Here is an 18577-nt window from a genome sequence, read left to right as displayed (position 1 = left end):
AGCTACCAGGTCAGAGCACGAATTACTTCGTGATCTTGGTGACCTGGCCGGCGCCCACGGTACGACCACCCTCACGGATGGCGAACTTCAGGCCCTCCTCCATGGCGACCGGCTGGATCAGCGCGACCGTCATCTCGGTGTTGTCGCCCGGCATGACCATCTCCGTGCCGGCCGGCAGGGTGACGACACCCGTGACGTCCGTGGTACGGAAGTAGAACTGCGGACGGTAGTTGTTGAAGAAGGGGGTGTGACGGCCACCCTCGTCCTTCGACAGGATGTAGGCCTGGGCCTCGAACTCGGTGTGCGGCGTGACCGAACCCGGCTTGATGATGACCTGGCCGCGCTCGACGTCCTCGCGCTTGATGCCACGGAGGAGCAGACCGACGTTCTCACCGGCCTGGCCCTCGTCGAGCAGCTTGCGGAACATCTCGATACCGGTGACCGTGGTGGTGGTCTTCTCTTCCTTGATACCGATGATGTCGACGGTCTCGTTGACCTTCAGGACACCACGCTCGATACGGCCGGTGACGACCGTACCGCGACCGGTGATCGTGAAGACGTCCTCGACGGGCATGAGGAACGGCATCTCGGTGTCACGCGGCGGGGTCGGGATGGCCTCGTCGACGGCGTCCATGAGGCCGATGAGCTTGTCGCCCCACTCCTTGTCGCCCTCGAGCGCCTTCAGCGCGGAGACGCGGACGACCGGCAGGTCGTCGCCCGGGAAGTCGTACTCGGAGAGCAGCTCACGGACCTCGAGCTCGACGAGCTCCAGGATCTCCTCGTCGTCCACCATGTCGGCCTTGTTGAGGGCGACAACGATGTACGGAACGCCGACCTGGCGGGCCAGGAGCACGTGCTCCTTGGTCTGCGGCATCGGGCCGTCGGTGGCGGCGACCACGAGGATCGCGCCGTCCATCTGCGCGGCACCGGTGATCATGTTCTTGATGTAGTCCGCGTGACCCGGGCAGTCGACGTGGGCGTAGTGACGCGCCTCGGTCTGGTACTCGACGTGCGCGATGGAGATGGTGATACCGCGCTGGCGCTCCTCAGGAGCCTTGTCGATCTGATCGAAGGCCGAGGCCGCGTTCAGGTCCGGGTACTTGTCGTGCAGCACCTTGGTAATGGCGGCCGTGAGGGTCGTCTTACCGTGGTCAATGTGACCGATGGTGCCGATGTTGACGTGCGGCTTAGTCCGCTCGAACTTCGCCTTCGCCACGGGGGTCCTCCTGAGAGTGGTTCTGTACGCCTTACAGATCGGCGCCAGGTGATCTTTGCTGGATAGCCGGCTCCCCCGGGGCAACGGGAGATTTCCTCCTGTTGCCCCAGAGGCTCCGGTGGCAAGCCTAAAGCGTGAACTCGGAAGAGTTACTCGCCCTTGGCCTTCGCGATGATCTCCTCAGCGACGTTCCGGGGAACCTCGGCGTAGGAGTCGAACTGCATCGAGTAGCTGGCGCGACCCGAGGTCTTGCTGCGGAGGTCTCCGACGTAGCCGAACATCTCCGAAAGGGGCACGAGGCCCTTCACGACGCGAGCGCCGTGACGCTCCTCCATGGCCTGGATCTGGCCACGGCGGGAGTTGATGTCGCCGATGACGTCACCCATGTAGTCCTCGGGCGTGGTGACCTCGACGGCCATCATCGGCTCAAGGAGCACGGGAGAAGCCTTGCGCGCGGCCTCCTTGAAGGCCTGCGAACCGGCGATCTTGAACGCGAGCTCGGAGGAGTCGACCTCGTGGTAGCCACCGTCGAGAAGCGTGACGCGAACGCCCGTCATCTCGTAGCCGGCCAGGATGCCGAACTGCATGGCCTCCTGCGCACCGGCGTCGACCGAAGGGATGTACTCCTTCGGCACGCGGCCACCGGTGACCTTGTTCACGAACTCGTACGCCGGACCGTCGGTCTCGGTGATGGGCTCGATCGCGATCTGCACCTTGGCGAACTGACCGGTACCACCGGTCTGCTTCTTGTGGGTGTAGTCGTGACGCTCGACGGCCTTGCGGATCGTCTCGCGGTAGGCCACCTGCGGCTTGCCGACGTTGGCCTCGACCTTGAACTCGCGCTTCATACGGTCGACCAGCACCTCGAGGTGCAGCTCGCCCATACCGCCGAGGATGGTCTGGCCCGTCTCCTCGTCCGAGTGAACGTGGAAGGAGGGGTCCTCCTCCGCGAGACGCTGGATGGCGACACCCAGCTTCTCCTGGTCACCCTTGGACTTGGGCTCGATGGCGACCTGGATGACCGGAGCCGGGAAGTCCATGGACTCCAGGATCACGGGTGCCTTGTCGTCACACAGCGTCTCACCGGTGGTGGTCTGCTTCAGGCCCATGACGGCGACGATGTCACCGGCGCCCACCGCGGCGATCTCTTCACGCTTGTTGGCGTGCATGCGGTAGATCTTGCCGATGCGCTCCTTCTTGCCCTTGACGGAGTTCAGCACCGCAGTGCCGGCCTCCAGGCGGCCCGAGTAAACCCGGACGAAGGTGAGCTTGCCGAGGTGCGGGTCGCTCATGATCTTGAACGCCAGAGCCGCGAGGGGCTCCTCGTCGGAAGGCTTGCGCTTCACGACGACCTCGGCGTCGCGGACGTCGTGGCCTTCGATGGCCTCGATGTCCAGCGGCGACGGCAGGTAACGGACGACGGCGTCGAGCAGGGGCTGAACGCCCTTGTTCTTGAACGCCGTGCCACAGAACACCGCGGTGATCGTGGGCTCGCCCTTGCCCTTGCCGCTGTTCAGGATGATGCGACGGACGGCGGCGTGCAGCTGCTCCACGGACGGCTCGTCGCCGTTCAGGAAGAGCTCCATGATCTCGTCGTCGTTCTCGGCGACGGTCTCGACCAGCTTGCCGCGCCACTCTTCAGCAGCCTCGGTGTGCGTGGCCGGGATGTCGACGACGTCGTACATCTCGCCCTTGGTCGCCTCGGCGGACCAGACGAACGCCTTCATCGTGACGAGGTCGACGACACCAGTGAAGTCCATCTCGGCACCGATGGGGAGCTGCATGACGATCGGAACCGCGCCAAGGCGGTCCTTGATCATGTCGACGCAGCGGTGGAACTCGGCGCCGGTGCGGTCCAGCTTGTTGACGAAGCAGATGCGCGGCACGCCGTAGCGGTCCGCCTGACGCCAAACGGTCTCGGACTGCGGCTCCACACCGGCGACACCGTCGAACACGGTGACGGCACCGTCGAGGACGCGGAGCGAACGCTCCACCTCGACCGTGAAGTCAACGTGACCCGGGGTGTCGATGATGTTGATGGTGTGGTCGACGTCCTCGAGCGGCCAGTGGCAGGTCGTCGCGGCGGACGTGATCGTGATGCCGCGCTCCTGCTCCTGCTCCATCCAGTCCATCGTGGCAGCGCCGTCGTGGACTTCACCGATCTTGTAAGACACACCGGTGTAGAACAGGATGCGCTCGGTGGTGGTCGTCTTGCCCGCGTCGATGTGAGCCATGATGCCGATGTTGCGCACCTTGGCCAGGTCAAGCGAAGTGGTAGCCATATCGGCTCAGTCTTCTCTCGGTCTCGATGTGGGTTGGGACTACCAGCGGTAGTGCGCGAAGGCCTTGTTGGACTCGGCCATCTTGTGCGTGTCCTCGCGCTTCTTGACGGCAGCGCCAAGACCGTTGGAGGCGTCGAGCAGCTCGTTCATGAGGCGCTCGGTCATGGTCTTCTCACGACGGGCGCGGGAGTAACCCACGAGCCAGCGGAGGGCCAGGGTCGACTGGCGACCCGGCTTGACCTCGACGGGGACCTGGTAGGTCGCGCCACCGACACGGCGGGACTTGACCTCGAGGGACGGCTTGACGTTCTCCAGCGCGCGCTTCAGCGTGATGACCGGGTCGTTGCCGGTCTTCTCGCGGAGGCCTTCCATGGCGCCGTAGACGATGCGCTCGGCGGTGGAGCGCTTGCCGTTCAGGAGGATCTTGTTGATGAGCGACGTCACCAGAGGAGATGCGTAGACCGGGTCGATGATGACCGGGCGCTTCGGGGCGGGGCCCTTACGAGGCATTCTTACTTCTCCTTCTTGGCGCCGTAGCGGCTGCGGGCCTGCTTGCGGTTCTTGACAGCCTGGGTGTCAAGCGCACCGCGGATGATCTTGTAACGAACACCCGGCAGGTCCTTCACACGGCCACCACGCACGAGCACGATCGAGTGCTCCTGCAGGTTGTGTCCCTCACCCGGAATGTAAGCGGTGACCTCGATGCCAGAGGTCAGACGCACACGCGCGACCTTACGCAGCGCCGAGTTCGGCTTCTTCGGGGTGGTCGTGAACACACGCGTGCAGACGCCGCGACGCTGGGGCGAAGCCTCAAGCGCGGGGGTCTTTGTCTTCTCGACCTTGTCCTGCCGGCCCTTACGGACCAGCTGCTGGATCGTAGGCACTACTTCTCCGGTTTCTGTGTGCCGTGTAGTGAAGCTAACCTGGAACATTTGCCGACCCACGCGGTCGGGTGTGTCGGATCCGGCGGACCTCCGCGCAAGCACGGAAACGCATGGATCGCGGTGGCCGATACGGGCTCTCCTGCGGTTGATGGACACGCACGGGAGCCCAGGCACACCCCAGGCACAAGGTCTGAGCGTACCTACCGCAACCACTCCGGTCAAAACAAAAGCCCGGCCGCCGGAGCGGGGAGATCGCCACGACCCGTGCGCCGCATGGGCGACACCCCCGTGCGGCCCCGCCGACTCGCACATGTGGTAGAGGCGTGGTAAAGACGCCCAGGTCAGTCCCCCCAAGAGGGCCGGCCCCGCGGCGGCCCCGTACGAGCACATGCGCGAGCCCCCGCACGCGGCCCCGCACCGGCCCCCTAAACTGCCCAGCGATTCAGCCCAAACGGCACGACCATCAGGGGAGCGGGACATTGGGGACGGTCACCTCGGAGCCGGTCACGGCGGACAGCCCGCGCCCCGACAGCGCCCGGGACCTCCCCTCCCCCCGCCGCCGGCGTCCTCGGCTCGCCCCGCTGTACGGGCCCCTGCTCGCCTTCCTGATCACCTCGGGCGCGTTCTGCGCCGCCTGGGTGGCGCGCGGCACCTTCCCCTTCGGCGACACCGGCCGGGCCATCAACGACCAGGCCAACCAGTACGTGCCCTTCCACCGCGCGCTGTGGGACCTGGTCCACGGCCAGGCCGCCGGTGACGTGCTCTTCACCTGGCGCGGCGGCTTCGGACAACAGTTCCTGTCCGACTACTACACGTACCTCGGCAACCCGTTCTCCTGGCTGACCGTCCTGGTCCCGCGCGCCCACGTCGACCTCGCCGTCTTCGCGCTCACCCCGCTCACCATGGGCACCGCCGCCGCCCTGATGACGGTGTACCTCGGCAAGCTGCACCCGGGCCCGTGGTGGCAGCGCGGCGTCCTCGGCGCCTGCTACGGCCTGTGCGGCTGGGCGCTCAGCGACGCCTCGTACATCCCCATGTGGCTGTGGGGCCTGGTCGCGCTCCCCCTGCTCGGCATCGCCGTCGAGTGGTGCCTGGAGGGGCGCCGCTGGCCGGGCGCGGCCCTGCTGGTCGCGCTCGCCTGGTACGGGAACTTCTACACGGCGATGATGGCCACGATGGCCGCCTGCGTCCTGCTGGCCATCCGCCTGATCACCCGCGACATGACGGGCGGGCAGCAGCTGCGCGCCCTGTGGCGGGTCTCTACGGCCGCCGCGACCGGGGTGCTGCTCACCCTGCCGCTCCTGCTGCCGTCGTTCCTGTCCAGCGGCTCGGCACAGCCCACCCAGGCCGCCGCCTTCGACCCGGTCCGGATCGAGGTCTTCCTCGCGGGCATGCTCCCGGCCACCCACCTGTGGGGCGGGCGTCCGCGCCTGTACATCGCCTCGCTCGGCCTGATCCTGGCGGGCTCCTTCGTCTTCAACGCCGCCCTGGCGCGCAAGACCCGCCTGGTGTGGGCGGCCGCGACCCTGCTGGTGGTCGCCTCGTTCCAGTTCCCGCCCACGCAGTACGTGTGGCACGGGCTGGCGGTGCCCAACGGCAACCCGTACCGCGAGGCCTTCGTCTTCAGCGGCATGGTGGTCGTCCTGGCCTGGCTGGCGCTGGCCCACCGGCCGCGTCCGCTCCACCTCGCGCTCACCGCCGGCCTGCTGGTCGCGGCCACCTTCGCACTCCGGCACACCGACGACTTCGGCGGCTGGACCTGGCCCGCGGTGCTCGGCGGCGGGGTCCTGTCGCTGCTGGCGCTGATCCTGCTCGCGCTGGGCGAGAAGCGCCGGTACCTGATCCCCGTCGCGGCCGTCCTCATGGTCGGCGTGGTCTTCGCCGAGTCCACGGTGGCGGCGGCCAACGCGGACGCCCGCCGGGCCCGCGAACGCTGGGCGAAGCCGACCGCCACCTCGAACCGGTCGATCGCCGACCACTACGACGCCGTCCGGCGGGTGGACGGCTGGCCCGCCCACCGGACCGACTCGGGCGCGCCGCAGACCTCGTACAACGACGCCCTCGCCCTGCGCGCCGAGGGCCCGCAGTACTACAGCAGCTACCTCCCGGAGGCCACGTACCGGGCGCTGGAACCCCTCGGCTACGGCTTCAAGAACGACGGCCGGACCTTCTTCGGCGCCGACAACCCGGTGCTCGACGCGATCTTCTCGATCGGTGCGCGGGTCCGCCCCGGGACCGCCCCGGGCAGCTGGACGGGCTCGACCTTCCCCGCGCCCCCGCTGGTCACGGTCCGCTCCGCCCCCTACACCTCGCCGAACCCGGCGGGCAGCGTCTACGCCCGCCAGGAGAACGTCCTGGGCGCCACCGTCTACCAGGTCCCGCAGGTCACCCGCGGCGGCAGCGCCACAGAGCAGACGTACGCGGCCCGGTGCGCCCCCGGCTCCGAGGCCTACTGGTACTCCCCCGAGCTCTACGGCACCCTCCGGACCGGCGGCGCCGAACGGCAGCTGGAGGACCAGATGTCCGGCGTGATCCCGCTGGGCCGGGTCCCCGCCTCCGGCCGGCTCGACGTCACCGTGCACACCCGTACACAGGGCGCGACCGCCGGGGACCACCCGCTGGGCTGCCTGGACCGTGCTGCGCTCGACCAGGCCGTCGCCCGGCTGAGCGCCGGCGGGGCCACCGAGGTCAAGGCGGGCGGCCACACCATCGAGGCCACCCTTCCCGAGGGCGCCGCCGGCACCGCGGTCTTCGCGATGACCGACATCCCGGGCTGGCAGTGCTCCGCCCCCGTGCGCGACTTCCACGGCCTGGTGTCGCTGCCCCTGGCCCCCGGCGCGAAGAAGGTCTCCTGCACCTTCACCCCCAAGGGCCTCACCCCGGGCCTCGCCGCCGCCACCCTCGCCCTCCTGGCCCTGGTCTCGGTCACGGTGGCGGGCGCGCGCCGACGCCGCGCGGGCGGGAGCGCGTGACCGGGCACTGTCCGTGATCGTCCGGCTCCAATCTCGTGGTTCCGGATCTGCGAGGGGCCCGCGGTCAGTACATTGACCGCCCTGACGCATCGGGGCGGGGGGCCGCATGGCTGTGGAGAACCTCCCGGGCGACGGAGGGCTGGACGACCGGGTCCCCTTCCTGGCCCGGCTGGAGCACGAGGACGGTACGGCGTTACGCGCGCTCGGCCGTGAACTGGCCTTCGCGCCGCGCGACCGCCTGATCCACCAGCACGAGCCCTCGTCGCACGTCCTGCTGGTCCTGCACGGCTGGACCAAGGTGACCATCGCCGCCCCCAACGGCTACCAGGCGCTGCTCGCCCTGCGCGGGCCCGGCGACATCCTCGGCGAGTCCGCCGCCCTGACCGGGCGCGTCCGCTCCGCCACCGTGACCGCGCTGGAGCCGGTCCGGGCCGTGGCCGTCGACCACGAGGCGTTCCGCGCGTTCCTCGCCGCCTGCCCCGCGGTCGCCCTCCAACTGCTCGCCCTCACCTCCGACCGCACCCGCGCCGCCGACCGGCGCCGCCTGGAGTTCGCGTCGTTGAGCGTGCGCGAACGCCTCGCCGTCCTGCTCCTGGACCTGGCCAGAACCCACGGCCGCGCCACCCCCGCAGGCGTGGAGCTGACCGTTCCGCTCACCAAGGAAGAGCTCGCCGGGGCCGTCGGGGCCTCCCGCGAGATGGTCCAGCGGGAGCTCAAGGAGCTCCGCGAACGCGGCGTCGTGATCACCGGCCGCCGGGCCTTGGTGATCGTACGGCCGGACGTCCTGCGCCGGATCGCGCAGTCGCAGCCCCCGGCCTAGCCACACCCGCAGGGGCTGACCGCGCCTTCAGTGCACGGCGTCACACTCCGGGTGCGTCATCCGCCCTCACGGCGGCGCACCCGCCTGCCCCACTCTCTTGTCACAGCAGGGATCCGCCGGGATCCACCACGAGAGGCGATCATGAACGACCCACTCCCCCGCACCATCCTCCTGGTCGACACCGAGCGCTACAGCGACCGCGACGACGTCCAGCAGGCCTTCCTCCGCCGGATGCTCTACGACGTCGTCGACCGGACCCTGCTGGCCGCCGGTATCGACCAGACGTTACGGCTGCGCGCCGACCGCGGCGATGCGATCATGGAGCTGATCGACCCGGGCGCTCCGCTGACCACACTGCTGCGCGCCCTGCTGACCGAGGTTCCCGCCCAGCTGCGCGCCGTGAACCGGCTGGCGGCCAGCTCGGCGCAGATCCGGCTGCGGGCCGTGCTCGCGACCGGGTACGTCGCGATCGACGAGTTCGACGGCTGGGTCGGCACGGACCTCAACCACGCCTGCCGGCTGCTGGACGGCGAACCCCTGAAGGAAGCCCTGCGCGAGCGTACGGACGACTACGCGCTCTGCGTCTCGGAGCCGGTGTACGCCGGCATCGTGCGGCACAACCACACCGGGATCCCGGCCGAGGAATTCACCGCGGTCACCATGCCCAGCAAGAACGGCCCGCTGGGCGCGTGGCTGTACGGGCCCCTGCCGAAGGGCGGCCCGGCGCCGGAGCCCGAGGGGGACTCCGGCGCCAGGAACGGGGCAGCAACGGCGGCCCGGTCGGCGAACCAGATCAGCGGCGGGCAGTTCGGCGGCACCAACTACGGCATCAACGGCGGCACCTTCCTCGGTGACATCCAGCTGGGCGGCGGTGACCGCCGATGAGCACCCCTGTGGCGGAGGCCCCGGTACCGGCCGAGGGCCCGGACCAGGCGGAATCCCCGGCCGAGCCTGCGGCCGCGGCCGCAGCTCCGGCTCCGGCGGAGGAAGCGCCCCAGAGCGCCTACGACGCCCGGCGCGACCTCTTCCGCGGCATCCCCGACGCCATGCGCGCCGGCGTCGGCGGCGGGCAGTTCGGCGGCCTCAACCAGGGCATCAGCGGCGGCACCTTCCACGGCGGCGTCACCGTGAACCACGTGACGGTCGGCGGCGCCGCGCACACCTCCGGCGAGGTCCCGAGAGCCACTCTCGCCCGTCTCGACCAGGTGTTCGTCGAGGACGGCAGCAACTTCCAGGACCTGCTGGAGCAGCTGCGCAAGGAGCGCGTCCTGGTGCTCACCGGCCCCCGTTTCACCGGCCGGCGCACCGCCGCGCTCCTGCTGCTGCGGCGCCTGGGCACCACGTCGGTCCACTCGCTGGACCGCAGCACCTCCCCCGAGGACCTGGCCGACCGGCTCGGCACCGGAGAGGCGCGCGGGTACGTCCTGTGCGACCCGATCACCACGCGGCGCCAGCCGCTGCGCGACACGCACCTGCTGGCCGCCAGGGACAAGCTCGACGACCACAGCTTCCTGGTGATCACCGCCGGCCCGCACACCCACCTGGAGGGCATCTCGGGCCACCCCTGGCAGCCTCCCGGCACGGCGGCCGTCCTGCGCTCCTCGCTGCGCGCCCAGGTGGACGACGAAGGCGAGTTGCGGCGACTGCTCGCCCTGCCCGCCGTCACCGACTTCCTGAACAGCCACCACCAGCTCCGCGAGGCCGCGCGTTTCGCGACCGTACTGGGGCGCCACTCCCTCCACGGCGGCGACCCGTCGGAGATCGAGACCTTCTCCCAGGGCGCCCTGGAGCAGCAGATCCAGGAGTGGTTCGAGGACCAGGACGGGACGCTCCACCTGCGGGAGAAGGCCTTCCTCGTCGCCCTCGCCGCCTTCCACAAAGGGCCGTACGCCCTCACCGCCGAGCTCAGCGACCTCCTCTTCGGCCTCCTCCAGCGCACCGAGGACCCGGATGTGCCCGCGGCCGTCCCCGTCTTCGGCACCAACCCCGCCAAGCGCCTCCAGCTGGCCCGCGCCATCCGCTACCCGAAGGAGGAGCAGACCGAGTGGGGCCCGGTCACCCAGTCGATGGCCGCCTTCCAGGACGACCGCCTCGCGGCGGTCCTGCTCCGCGAGGTGTGGACCGGCCACCCGTCCGCCCGCCCCGCGCTGGTCGGCTGGCTGCGGCTGCTCGCCGCCGACGGGCGGTCCTTCGTACGCACCCGGGCCGCGTCCACCGTCGCCGTGCTCGCCCTCCACGACCTGCCCTCCGCGATGGCCCTGGTCATCGAGGAATGGGCGCTGTCCGACCGCCCGTGGCTGCGGATCGGCGCCGTCAACGCCCTCACGCTCGCCCACATCATCGGCACCCCGAACATCCCGCGGATCATCGACCGCTGGTGCGCCGACGACACGAGCCACCTGCGCCTGCGCTGGGCCGCGATCCGCGTCCACGGGCTGATCGGCGAAGAGCGGCCGACGGAAACCGTCGAAGCACTGCGCGCCGTCGCCCGCACGCTCAACAAGGACCCGGAGTCGCAGGCCGAAGTCGCCCAGTCCGTCGAGCTGCTGCTCCTCTCCGAGGCGCGCGACGAGGTCCTCGCCGAACTGCTGCGCACGCGCGACGACGACGTGGTCGCCGTCCACGTCCTGCTGAACGGCTTCCTGCGCGCCTGCCGGCACACCGAGGGCGACGAGCCCCACGGCCGCCCGCTGGTCCTCGACTGGTACGCCCGGGCCGTCACCGGAAGGCCGGAGTCCGCCCAGGGCATCGCCTCCCTGTGGCGGGCCGCCCTCGACGGCTTCAGCATCGAGAGCCCCCTCGATCTGCTGCACGACTGGGTGGTGGCCGCGGACCGCGACCACGCCACCGAATGGGCGCTCGCCGCCCTGCTGCCCGCCCTGGTCACCCGCACCGACGAGCGCAACCGGCTGCTCCACCTGCTGACCTTCGGGAAGGACGGGCTGGTACCCGCCGTCTCCGAGCGCCTGCTGACCGTACTGCCGACCCACTGAACCGAGGAGAAGCCGCACGATGTCCGATCCCCGCCGCCACCCCGACTGGGAGCAGCCGGCCGACCGGCGCACCCAGCTGATCGACCCGGTGATCACCGTCCAGCAGCTGGGGCGGTTCGAGGTCTTCCGCAAGCTGCAGACCCGCATCGACCACGCCCTGGTCTTCTCTACCGCCAAGGGCGGGTACGTCGCCTTCCTGCCGCCGCAGCGGCCCGGCTCCACCCGCGGCTACACGGCGGTCTACGAAGTCGACACGGGAGTCCACCACATCCGGTCGGAGGTCGAGCTCCCCAGCGATAACGACGCGTTCCAGTTCGTCGTGGTCGTGGAGATCAGCTGGCAGGTGACGGACCCCGCCCGGTTCGTGGAGAGCCGTCACCGCGACGTGCCCCGGCTGCTGCTCGGTGAGCTGGAGCAGGCCGCACGGCCGGTCGCCCGGCGCTTCTCCATCGCGCAGAGCGCCGAGGCCGAGGTGGAACTGCTGCGGGCGCTGCCCGCGGCCGGCCCGCTCGGCCGGACGTGCGGGCTCCAGACCTCCTGGACCGTCCGGCTGCGGCGCGACCAGGAGAACATCGACCACCAGCTGCGCATGCAGGCCATCCACCACGGCACCGACGAGCAGATCCTCACCGAGCAGCTCGGCATGCGCTACGACGTCCAGCTCGACCAGCGGGCCCGCCAGCAGGACGAGCTCACCACCGAGCGGGCGCTGGCGTACGGGGGCCGGCAGCACGAGCTGGTGCTGCGGCAGCAGCAGTGGGAGCACCAGCAGCGCCTGGAGCTGAGCCGTCAGCAGGCGGAGCTCCAGCGGGTCGAGGCGGAGAAGATCGCCTTCTACCAGTGGCACCTGGAGCAGGGCGGCGTGCACGCGTGGGCCCTGCACCTGGCCCAGCACCCCGAGGACTCGGCCCTCGTCATGCGGACCATGCGCGAGGACCAGCTCCAGATGATCCGGGACCAGATGAGCCTGGTCAGCCAGGTGCTCAGCGACGGCGGGGCCGAGCGGCACGAGCTGCAGGGACCCAAGCAGCTGGCGCTGCGGGCCATGAACGACATCCTGAACCAGCGCCTCCCCGGCGTCCCCCACGACCCGACCCCGCCCTACCCGGGCCAGCTCCCGCCCGGGCCGCCGATGCAGGGCGTACCCGCCCAGGGCTACGGCCCGGCCGCACCCCAGCCGCCCGCAGGCCCGCCCGGGCCGCCGGTGCAAGGCGTCCCCGTACCGGGCTACGGCCCGGCCGCACCCCAGCCGCCCGCGGGCGCGCCCGGAGCGCCGGTGCAAGGCGTCCCCGTACCGGGCTACGGCCCGGCCGCACCCCAGCCGCCCGCGCCCGCGGGCCCGCCGGTGCAGGGTGTGCCGGTACCGGGCTACCCGCCGGCCGCACCGCAGCAGCCCGCGCCGTACGGACCGTCCCCGACGTTCGCCCAGTGGGAGCCGCCGCCCGGGTACGGGACCGCTCCCGTACAGCCGCCCGCCCCCGCGGCCGAGCCCGAGTCCCAGCCCGAGCCCCAGGCCCAGGCCCAGCCCGACGAGGAAAGGCCGCAGCCGTGACCGCGACGCAGTCCCCGGCCCCGGCCCCGACACCGCCCGCACCCGCGCCCGCGCCCGGCGGGGAGGCCGCCACCCGGCTGCTCGCCGACGTGCGCGCCGAGATAGCCCGGGCCGACAGCAAGGCCTCGGTGCTGGTCGGAGCCCTCGGGATGACCGCCGGGGTGATCAGCGCCCTGCTCGCCGGCAAGGGCTGGCGGCCCGGCTCGCTCTCCGCACCCGGCACGGCCGTCTGGTGGGCGGGGGCCGCCGCACTCGCCCTGGCCCTGCTCGCCCTGCTGCTGGCGGTGCTGCCCCGGTACCGCTCGGCCGAGTGGCGGCCGGGCTCCCCGCTCTCGTACTTCGGCGACATCCGCTCGGCGGTCCGCCAGGGCCGCCTGGCCGAGGCCCTCGCCGACACCGACCGCGACCCCGCCGCCTCGCTCATGGCCGCGCTCGCGGAAAACAGCCGGATCGCCGCCCGCAAGCACCAGTGGATCAGGACCGGCCTGTTCGCCCTCTGCGCCGGCGCGGTACTGCTCCCCGCCTCCCTGCTCATCGGCTGACGTCCCCGATACGACGAAGGATTCACCGTGAACCAGCCACCCGAACCCCAGTACCCGCAGGGTCCCCAGTACCCGCAGGGCCCGCAGTACCCCCAGAGCCCGCCACCTCCGGCGTATCCGCAGCAACAGCCGCCTCAGGCACCCGCCTACCCGCAGCAGCAGCCGCCTCAGGGACCGACGTACCCGCAGCAGCAGCCGCCTCCGCCCCAGGCCCCCGCGTACCCGCAGTACCCGCATTACCAGCAGTACCAGCAGCCACCGCAGGCCCAGCAGCAGCCCTCGTACCCCCAGTACCAGCCCGCCCCCGCGGCCCCGCCGGCCCCGTTACACGCACCGCCCGCCCCGCCGACCCCGGCGCCGCTGGACGACCTGGAGTACCAGAACGCCCCCGGCACCCGCGTCCACCTCAAGGCGCACCAGCGCAGCGCGGACGCCACCGCCTTCGGCCAGCTCGCGCTGCACGTCCCCGGGTTCCTGATGAGCCTGATGGTGGTCCTGCTCCTCGCCACGATCCTGGAGGCCCTGTCCGGACTGCCCTACTGGGTCCCCACCCTGCTCTGGATCGCCTCCGGGGCCCTCGTCTTCCACCGCCCCAGCGAGGACTTCTTCGCCCGCCACCTGCTGCGTCTGCAGCGCCCGCTCCCCCACGAGCTCGCCGCGCTCTCCCCGGTCTGGCGCGAGGTCACGGCCCGCGCCGGCGTCGACGGCGACCGCTACGAGCTGTGGATCGAGGACACCCACCACCTCAACGCGTACGCGGCCGCCGGCCACATCGTCGGCGTCACCCGGTACGCCCTGGAGAACCTGCCCAAGTCCCAGCTCGCGGCCGTGCTCGCCCACGAGCTCGGCCACCACACCGGCGGCCACGCCTGGTCCGGGCTGCTGGGCTGGTGGTACTCCCTGCCCGGGCGGATCGCCTGGCAGGTCATCCGGGCCGTGACCGTGTTCGTCATCCGGTTCACCAGCTTCTTCTCCTACCTGGCCGCCGGATTCGTGATCATCTTCGTCGGCCTGTTCACCCTCCTGACGATCACCGCCACCTACGGGCTCCCGCTGCTGCTCCTCGTGATGCCCTACCTGACGGCCGCGGTGGGCCGGCGCGCCGAGCTGCGGGCCGACGAACACGCGGCCGTACTCGGCTTCGCGCCGATGCTCGCCCAGATGCTGCACGGGGTGATGGCCCAGGAGGAGCAGGAGAAGCACGCGGTGCTTGTCCAGACCGGGAAGCCGTTCACCGAGCCCGGCACCCTGGACCGGCTGCTCTCCACCCACCCCGACCACCGGACCCGGCTGCACCACCTCCAGCCGTACCTCCAGCCGCCCCGCCAGTAGAAACGCCGCAGGGCGGCCACCCTCTCGGGTGACCGCCCTGCGGTTACTGCTCTGGTCCGACTCAGCCGTTGTACGGGCCGTAGTCGTAGTCCTCCAGCGGGACAGCCTGGCCGGAGCCGGTGCCGAAGGGCGAGTAGTCGATGTCGTCGTAGCCGACGGCCGAGTACATCGCGGCCTTGGCCTCCTCGGTGGGCTCCACCCGGATGTTGCGGTAGCGGGCGAGGCCCGTACCGGCCGGGATGAGCTTACCGATGATGACGTTCTCCTTGAGGCCGATCAGGGAGTCGGACTTGGCGTTGATCGCCGCGTCCGTCAGAACCCTGGTCGTCTCCTGGAAGGACGCCGCCGACAGCCACGACTCGGTGGCGAGCGAGGCCTTGGTGATACCCATCAGCTGCGGACGGCCGGAGGCGGGGTGACCGCCCTCGGTGACCACACGACGGTTCTCGGTCTCGAACTTCGACCGCTCGACCAGCTCGCCCGGCAGGAGCTCCGCGTCGCCGGACTCGATGATCGTCACGCGGCGCAGCATCTGCCGGATGATGATCTCGATGTGCTTGTCGTGGATCGACACGCCCTGCGAGTTGTAGACCTTCTGGACTTCGCCGACCAGGTGGACCTGGACGGCACGCTGGCCGAGGATGCGCAGCACGTCGTGCGGGTTGGTGGCACCCATGGTGAGCTTCTGGCCCACCTCGACGTGGTCACCCTCGGACACGATGACCTTGGCGCGCTTCGAGATCGGGAAGGCCGTCTCGTCGCTGCCGTCGTCGGGCGTGATGACGATCTTCTTCGTCTTCTCGGTCTCCTCGATCCGCACGCGGCCGGCGGCCTCGGAGATCGGGGCGACACCCTTCGGGGTACGGGCCTCGAAGAGCTCGACGACACGCGGCAGACCCTGCGTGATGTCGTCACCGGCCACACCACCGGTGTGGAAGGTACGCATCGTCAGCTGGGTACCGGGCTCACCGATGGACTGGGCGGCGATGATGCCGACCGCCTCACCGATGTCGACCAGCTTGCCGGTGGCGAGCGAGCGTCCGTAGCAGAAGGCACAGGTGCCGACCGCGGACTCACAGGTCAGGACCGAGCGGGTCTTGACCTCCTCGACGCCGTTGGCGACCAGGGCGTCGATGAGCACGTCACCGAGGTCGACGTTGGCCGGCGCGATGACCTTGCCGTCGATGACGACGTCCTCGGCCAGCATGCGGGCGTAGATCGAGGTCTCGACGTCGTCGGCCTTGCGCAGCACGCCGTCCTCGCCGCGAACGGCGATCTTCAGCTTCAGGCCGCGCTCGGTGCCGCAGTCCTCCTCGCGGATGATCACGTCCTGCGAGACGTCCACCAGTCGACGGGTCAGGTAACCCGAGTCGGCGGTACGCAGGGCGGTGTCCGCCAGACCCTTACGGGCACCGTGCGTGGAGATGAAGTACTCCAGAACGGTGAGGCCCTCACGGAAGGACGCCTTGATCGGACGCGGGATGGTCTCGTTCTTCGCGTTCGACACCAGACCACGCATACCGGCGATCTGTCGCATCTGCATCATGTTTCCTCGGGCACCCGAGTCAACCATCATGAAGATGGGGTTCGTCTTGGGGAAGTTCGCGTTCATCGCCTCGGCAACCTCGTTGGTCGCCTTGGTCCAGATCGCGATGAGCTCCTGCGTGCGCTCGTCCTTGGTGATCAGACCGCGCTCGTACTGCTTCTGGACCTTCTCGTCCATCGCCTCGTAGCCCGCGACGATGGCCTTCTTGGCCTCGGGCACGACGACGTCGGAGATGGCCACGGTGACGCCCGAACGGGTCGCCCAGTGGAAGCCGGCCGCCTTCAGGTTGTCGAGCGTCGCCGCCACGATGACCTTGGGGTAGCGCTCCGCCAGGTCGTTGACGATCTCGGAGAGCTGCTTCTTGCCCACCGAGTAGTCGACGAACGGGTAGTCCTCGGGCAGCAGCTCGTTGAAGAGCGCGCGGCCCAGGGTGGTGCGCAGACGGAAGCTGTCGCCCGGCTGGAACTCCTGCTCGCCTTCCTCGGCGACCGGCGGCACCCAGCCACGCGGCGGGATGGTGCCCACCGGGAAGCGGATGTCGACGGACGACTGGAGCGCGAGCTCGCCGTTGTCGAACGCCATGGTCGCCTCGGCCGTGGAGCCGAACGCGCGGCCCTCGCCCTTGACGTCACGGAGCTCACCGTCGGTGGTCAGGAAGAACAGACCGAGGACCATGTCCTGGGTCGGCATCGTGACCGGACGGCCGTCGGCCGGCTTGAGGATGTTGTTCGAGGACAGCATCAGGATGCGGGCCTCGGCCTGCGCCTCCGCGGAGAGCGGCAGGTGCACGGCCATCTGGTCACCGTCGAAGTCCGCGTTGAACGCGGTGCAGACGAGCGGGTGGATCTGGATGGCCTTGCCTTCGACCAGCTGGGGCTCGAAGGCCTGGATGCCGAGGCGGTGCAGCGTGGGCGCACGGTTCAGCAGGACCGGGTGCTCGGCGATGACCTCTTCGAGCACGTCGTAGACGACCGTACGGCCGCGCTCGACCATGCGCTTCGCCGACTTGATGTTCTGCGCGTGGTTCAGGTCGACCAGGCGCTTCATCACGAACGGCTTGAAGAGCTCCAGCGCCATGGCCTTGGGCAGACCGCACTGGTGCAGCTTCAGCTGGGGACCGACGACGATCACGGAACGCGCGGAGTAGTCCACGCGCTTACCGAGAAGGTTCTGACGGAATCGACCCTGCTTGCCCTTCAGCATGTCGCTGAGGGACTTCAGGGGACGGTTGCCGGGACCGGTCACCGGACGACCACGACGACCGTTGTCGAAGAGGGCGTCCACGGCCTCCTGAAGCATGCGCTTCTCGTTGTTCACGATGATCTCGGGGGCACCGAGGTCGAGGAGGCGCTTCAGACGGTTGTTGCGGTTGATCACGCGGCGGTACAGGTCGTTCAGGTCGGAGGTCGCGAAGCGGCCACCGTCCAGCTGCACCATCGGACGCAGGTCCGGCGGGATCACCGGCACGCAGTCCAGAACCATGCCCTTGGGCTTGTTGCTGGTCTGCAGGAACGCGGAGACGACCTTGAGGCGCTTGAGCGCACGGGTCTTCTTCTGGCCCTTGCCGGTACGGATGATCTCGCGGAGGCGCTCGGCCTCCTCCTCGAGGTCGAAGGACTCCAGGCGCTTCTGCAGCGCCGCGGCGCCCATGCAGCCGTCGAAGTACGTACCGAAGCGGTCGCGCAGCTCGCGGTAGAGCAGCTCGTCGCCCTCGAGGTCCTGGACCTTGAGGTTCTTGAAGCGGGCCCACACCTCGTCGAGGCGGTCGATCTCGCGCTGGGCGCGGTCACGGAGCTGCTTCATCTCGCGCTCGGCGCCTTCGCGCACCTTGCGGCGCACGTCGGCCTTCGCGCCCTCGGCCTCAAGTTCGGCCAGGTCGGTCTCGAGCTTCTTGGCACGGCCTTCGAGGTCCGCGTCACGGCGGTTCTCGATCTGCTGGCGCTCGACGGAGACGTGGGCCTCCAGCGACGGGAGGTCGCGGGTGCGGCGCTCGTCGTCCACGAACGTGATCATGTACGCGGCGAAGTAGATGACCTTCTCGAGGTCCTTCGGCGCGAGGTCCAGCAGGTAGCCGAGGCGCGACGGGACGCCCTTGAAGTACCAGATGTGGGTGACGGGAGCGGCAAGCTCGATGTGGCCCATCCGCTCACGGCGCACCTTGGCGCGCGTGACCTCGACGCCACAACGCTCACAGATGATGCCCTTGAAGCGGACACGCTTGTACTTGCCGCAGTAGCACTCCCAGTCCCGGGTAGGACCGAAGATCTTCTCGCAGAAGAGTCCGTCCTTCTCGGGCTTGAGGGTGCGGTAGTTGATGGTCTCCGGCTTCTTGACCTCGCCGTGCGACCAGGTTCGGATGTCGTCCGCGGTGGCAAGGCCGATCCGCAGCTCGTCGAAGAAGTTGACGTCGAGCACTGTGCGTCAATCCCTCTTTCGGG

The 18577-nt window shown here is 69.9% G+C and carries 12 protein-coding genes; 7 read left to right on the top strand and 5 right to left on the bottom strand.

Going from position 1 to position 18577, the window contains the following annotated elements; genetic code table 11:
* Positions 1-22: 22 nt before the first annotated feature.
* The 4 genes from tuf to rpsL all read right to left on the bottom strand — a co-directional run bounded on the left by tuf (position 23) and on the right by rpsL (position 4382).
* Positions 23-1216: an elongation factor Tu gene (tuf, locus tag ACGFYQ_RS23480; RefSeq protein WP_362301459.1), complete on the bottom strand. Its 1194-nt coding sequence runs from the start codon at positions 1214-1216 to the stop codon at positions 23-25.
* Between the two features lie 149 nt (positions 1217-1365).
* On the bottom strand, positions 1366-3498 hold the full coding sequence (gene fusA / locus ACGFYQ_RS23475; protein ID WP_393746890.1) for an elongation factor G: 2133 nt from the start codon (positions 3496-3498) through the stop codon (positions 1366-1368).
* A gap of 39 nt (positions 3499-3537) precedes the next feature.
* The gene (rpsG, locus tag ACGFYQ_RS23470; protein ID WP_007265894.1) at positions 3538-4008 is read right to left on the bottom strand and encodes a 30S ribosomal protein S7; all 471 of its coding nucleotides are present in this window, start codon (positions 4006-4008) and stop codon (positions 3538-3540) included.
* A 2-nt stretch (positions 4009-4010) separates the two neighbouring features.
* On the bottom strand, positions 4011-4382 hold the full coding sequence (gene rpsL, locus ACGFYQ_RS23465; protein WP_007265893.1) for a 30S ribosomal protein S12: 372 nt from the start codon (positions 4380-4382) through the stop codon (positions 4011-4013).
* Positions 4383-4861: 479 nt separating this feature from the next.
* Between rpsL and ACGFYQ_RS23460 the strand changes: the two genes are divergently transcribed.
* The 7 genes from ACGFYQ_RS23460 (at position 4862) to ACGFYQ_RS23430 (ending at position 14593) form a co-directional block, all read left to right on the top strand.
* Positions 4862-7354 carry a YfhO family protein gene (locus ACGFYQ_RS23460; protein WP_393746888.1) on the top strand — a complete coding sequence of 831 codons (2493 nt, stop codon included), beginning with the start codon at positions 4862-4864 and terminating at the stop codon, positions 7352-7354.
* A 106-nt stretch (positions 7355-7460) separates the two neighbouring features.
* Positions 7461-8174: a Crp/Fnr family transcriptional regulator gene (locus ACGFYQ_RS23455; RefSeq protein WP_393746886.1), complete on the top strand. Its 714-nt coding sequence runs from the start codon at positions 7461-7463 to the stop codon at positions 8172-8174.
* A 141-nt stretch (positions 8175-8315) separates the two neighbouring features.
* Positions 8316-9059, top strand: a complete 744-nt coding sequence (locus ACGFYQ_RS23450) for a hypothetical protein (RefSeq protein ID WP_393746884.1) — start codon at positions 8316-8318, stop codon at positions 9057-9059.
* Complete coding sequence (locus ACGFYQ_RS23445; RefSeq protein ID WP_393746882.1) at positions 9056-11167, top strand: hypothetical protein; 2112 nt, start codon at positions 9056-9058, stop codon at positions 11165-11167. Before ACGFYQ_RS23450 ends, ACGFYQ_RS23445 begins: the two co-directional genes overlap by 4 nt.
* 19 nt (positions 11168-11186) lie before the next feature.
* Entirely contained in the window at positions 11187-12719 is a 1533-nt protein-coding gene (locus ACGFYQ_RS23440) for a hypothetical protein (protein WP_393746880.1), read from the top strand.
* Positions 12716-13261 carry a Pycsar system effector family protein gene (locus tag ACGFYQ_RS23435; RefSeq protein WP_393746878.1) on the top strand — a complete coding sequence of 182 codons (546 nt, stop codon included), beginning with the start codon at positions 12716-12718 and terminating at the stop codon, positions 13259-13261. The genes ACGFYQ_RS23440 and ACGFYQ_RS23435 overlap by 4 nt, the downstream gene beginning before the upstream one ends.
* A 27-nt stretch (positions 13262-13288) precedes the next feature.
* The gene (locus ACGFYQ_RS23430) at positions 13289-14593 is read left to right on the top strand and encodes a M48 family metalloprotease (protein WP_393746876.1); all 1305 of its coding nucleotides are present in this window, start codon (positions 13289-13291) and stop codon (positions 14591-14593) included.
* Between the two features lie 61 nt (positions 14594-14654).
* Here the strand turns inward: ACGFYQ_RS23430 and ACGFYQ_RS23425 are convergent, their stop codons facing one another.
* Entirely contained in the window at positions 14655-18554 is a 3900-nt protein-coding gene (locus ACGFYQ_RS23425; protein ID WP_393746874.1) for a DNA-directed RNA polymerase subunit beta', read from the bottom strand.
* Positions 18555-18577 lie beyond the last annotated feature (23 nt).

Origin of the sequence: Streptomyces sp. NPDC048258, from assembly GCF_043201995.1 — a bacterium.
Lineage (GTDB): Bacteria > Actinomycetota > Actinomycetes > Streptomycetales > Streptomycetaceae > Streptomyces.
Note: the sequence above shows the minus strand (reverse complement) of the source record. Positions and strands in the feature narration are given on the sequence as shown.

Coding starts and splice junctions, on each gene's coding strand:
- fusA (WP_393746890.1), bottom strand. CDS start 3,498: ATGGCTACCACTTCGCTTGACCTGGCCAAGGTGCGCAACATCGGCATC.
- rpsG (WP_007265894.1), bottom strand. CDS start 4,008: ATGCCTCGTAAGGGCCCCGCCCCGAAGCGCCCGGTCATCATCGACCCG.
- ACGFYQ_RS23455 (WP_393746886.1), top strand. CDS start 7,461: ATGGCTGTGGAGAACCTCCCGGGCGACGGAGGGCTGGACGACCGGGTC.
- ACGFYQ_RS23450 (WP_393746884.1), top strand. CDS start 8,316: ATGAACGACCCACTCCCCCGCACCATCCTCCTGGTCGACACCGAGCGC.
- ACGFYQ_RS23445 (WP_393746882.1), top strand. CDS start 9,056: ATGAGCACCCCTGTGGCGGAGGCCCCGGTACCGGCCGAGGGCCCGGAC.
- ACGFYQ_RS23440 (WP_393746880.1), top strand. CDS start 11,187: ATGTCCGATCCCCGCCGCCACCCCGACTGGGAGCAGCCGGCCGACCGG.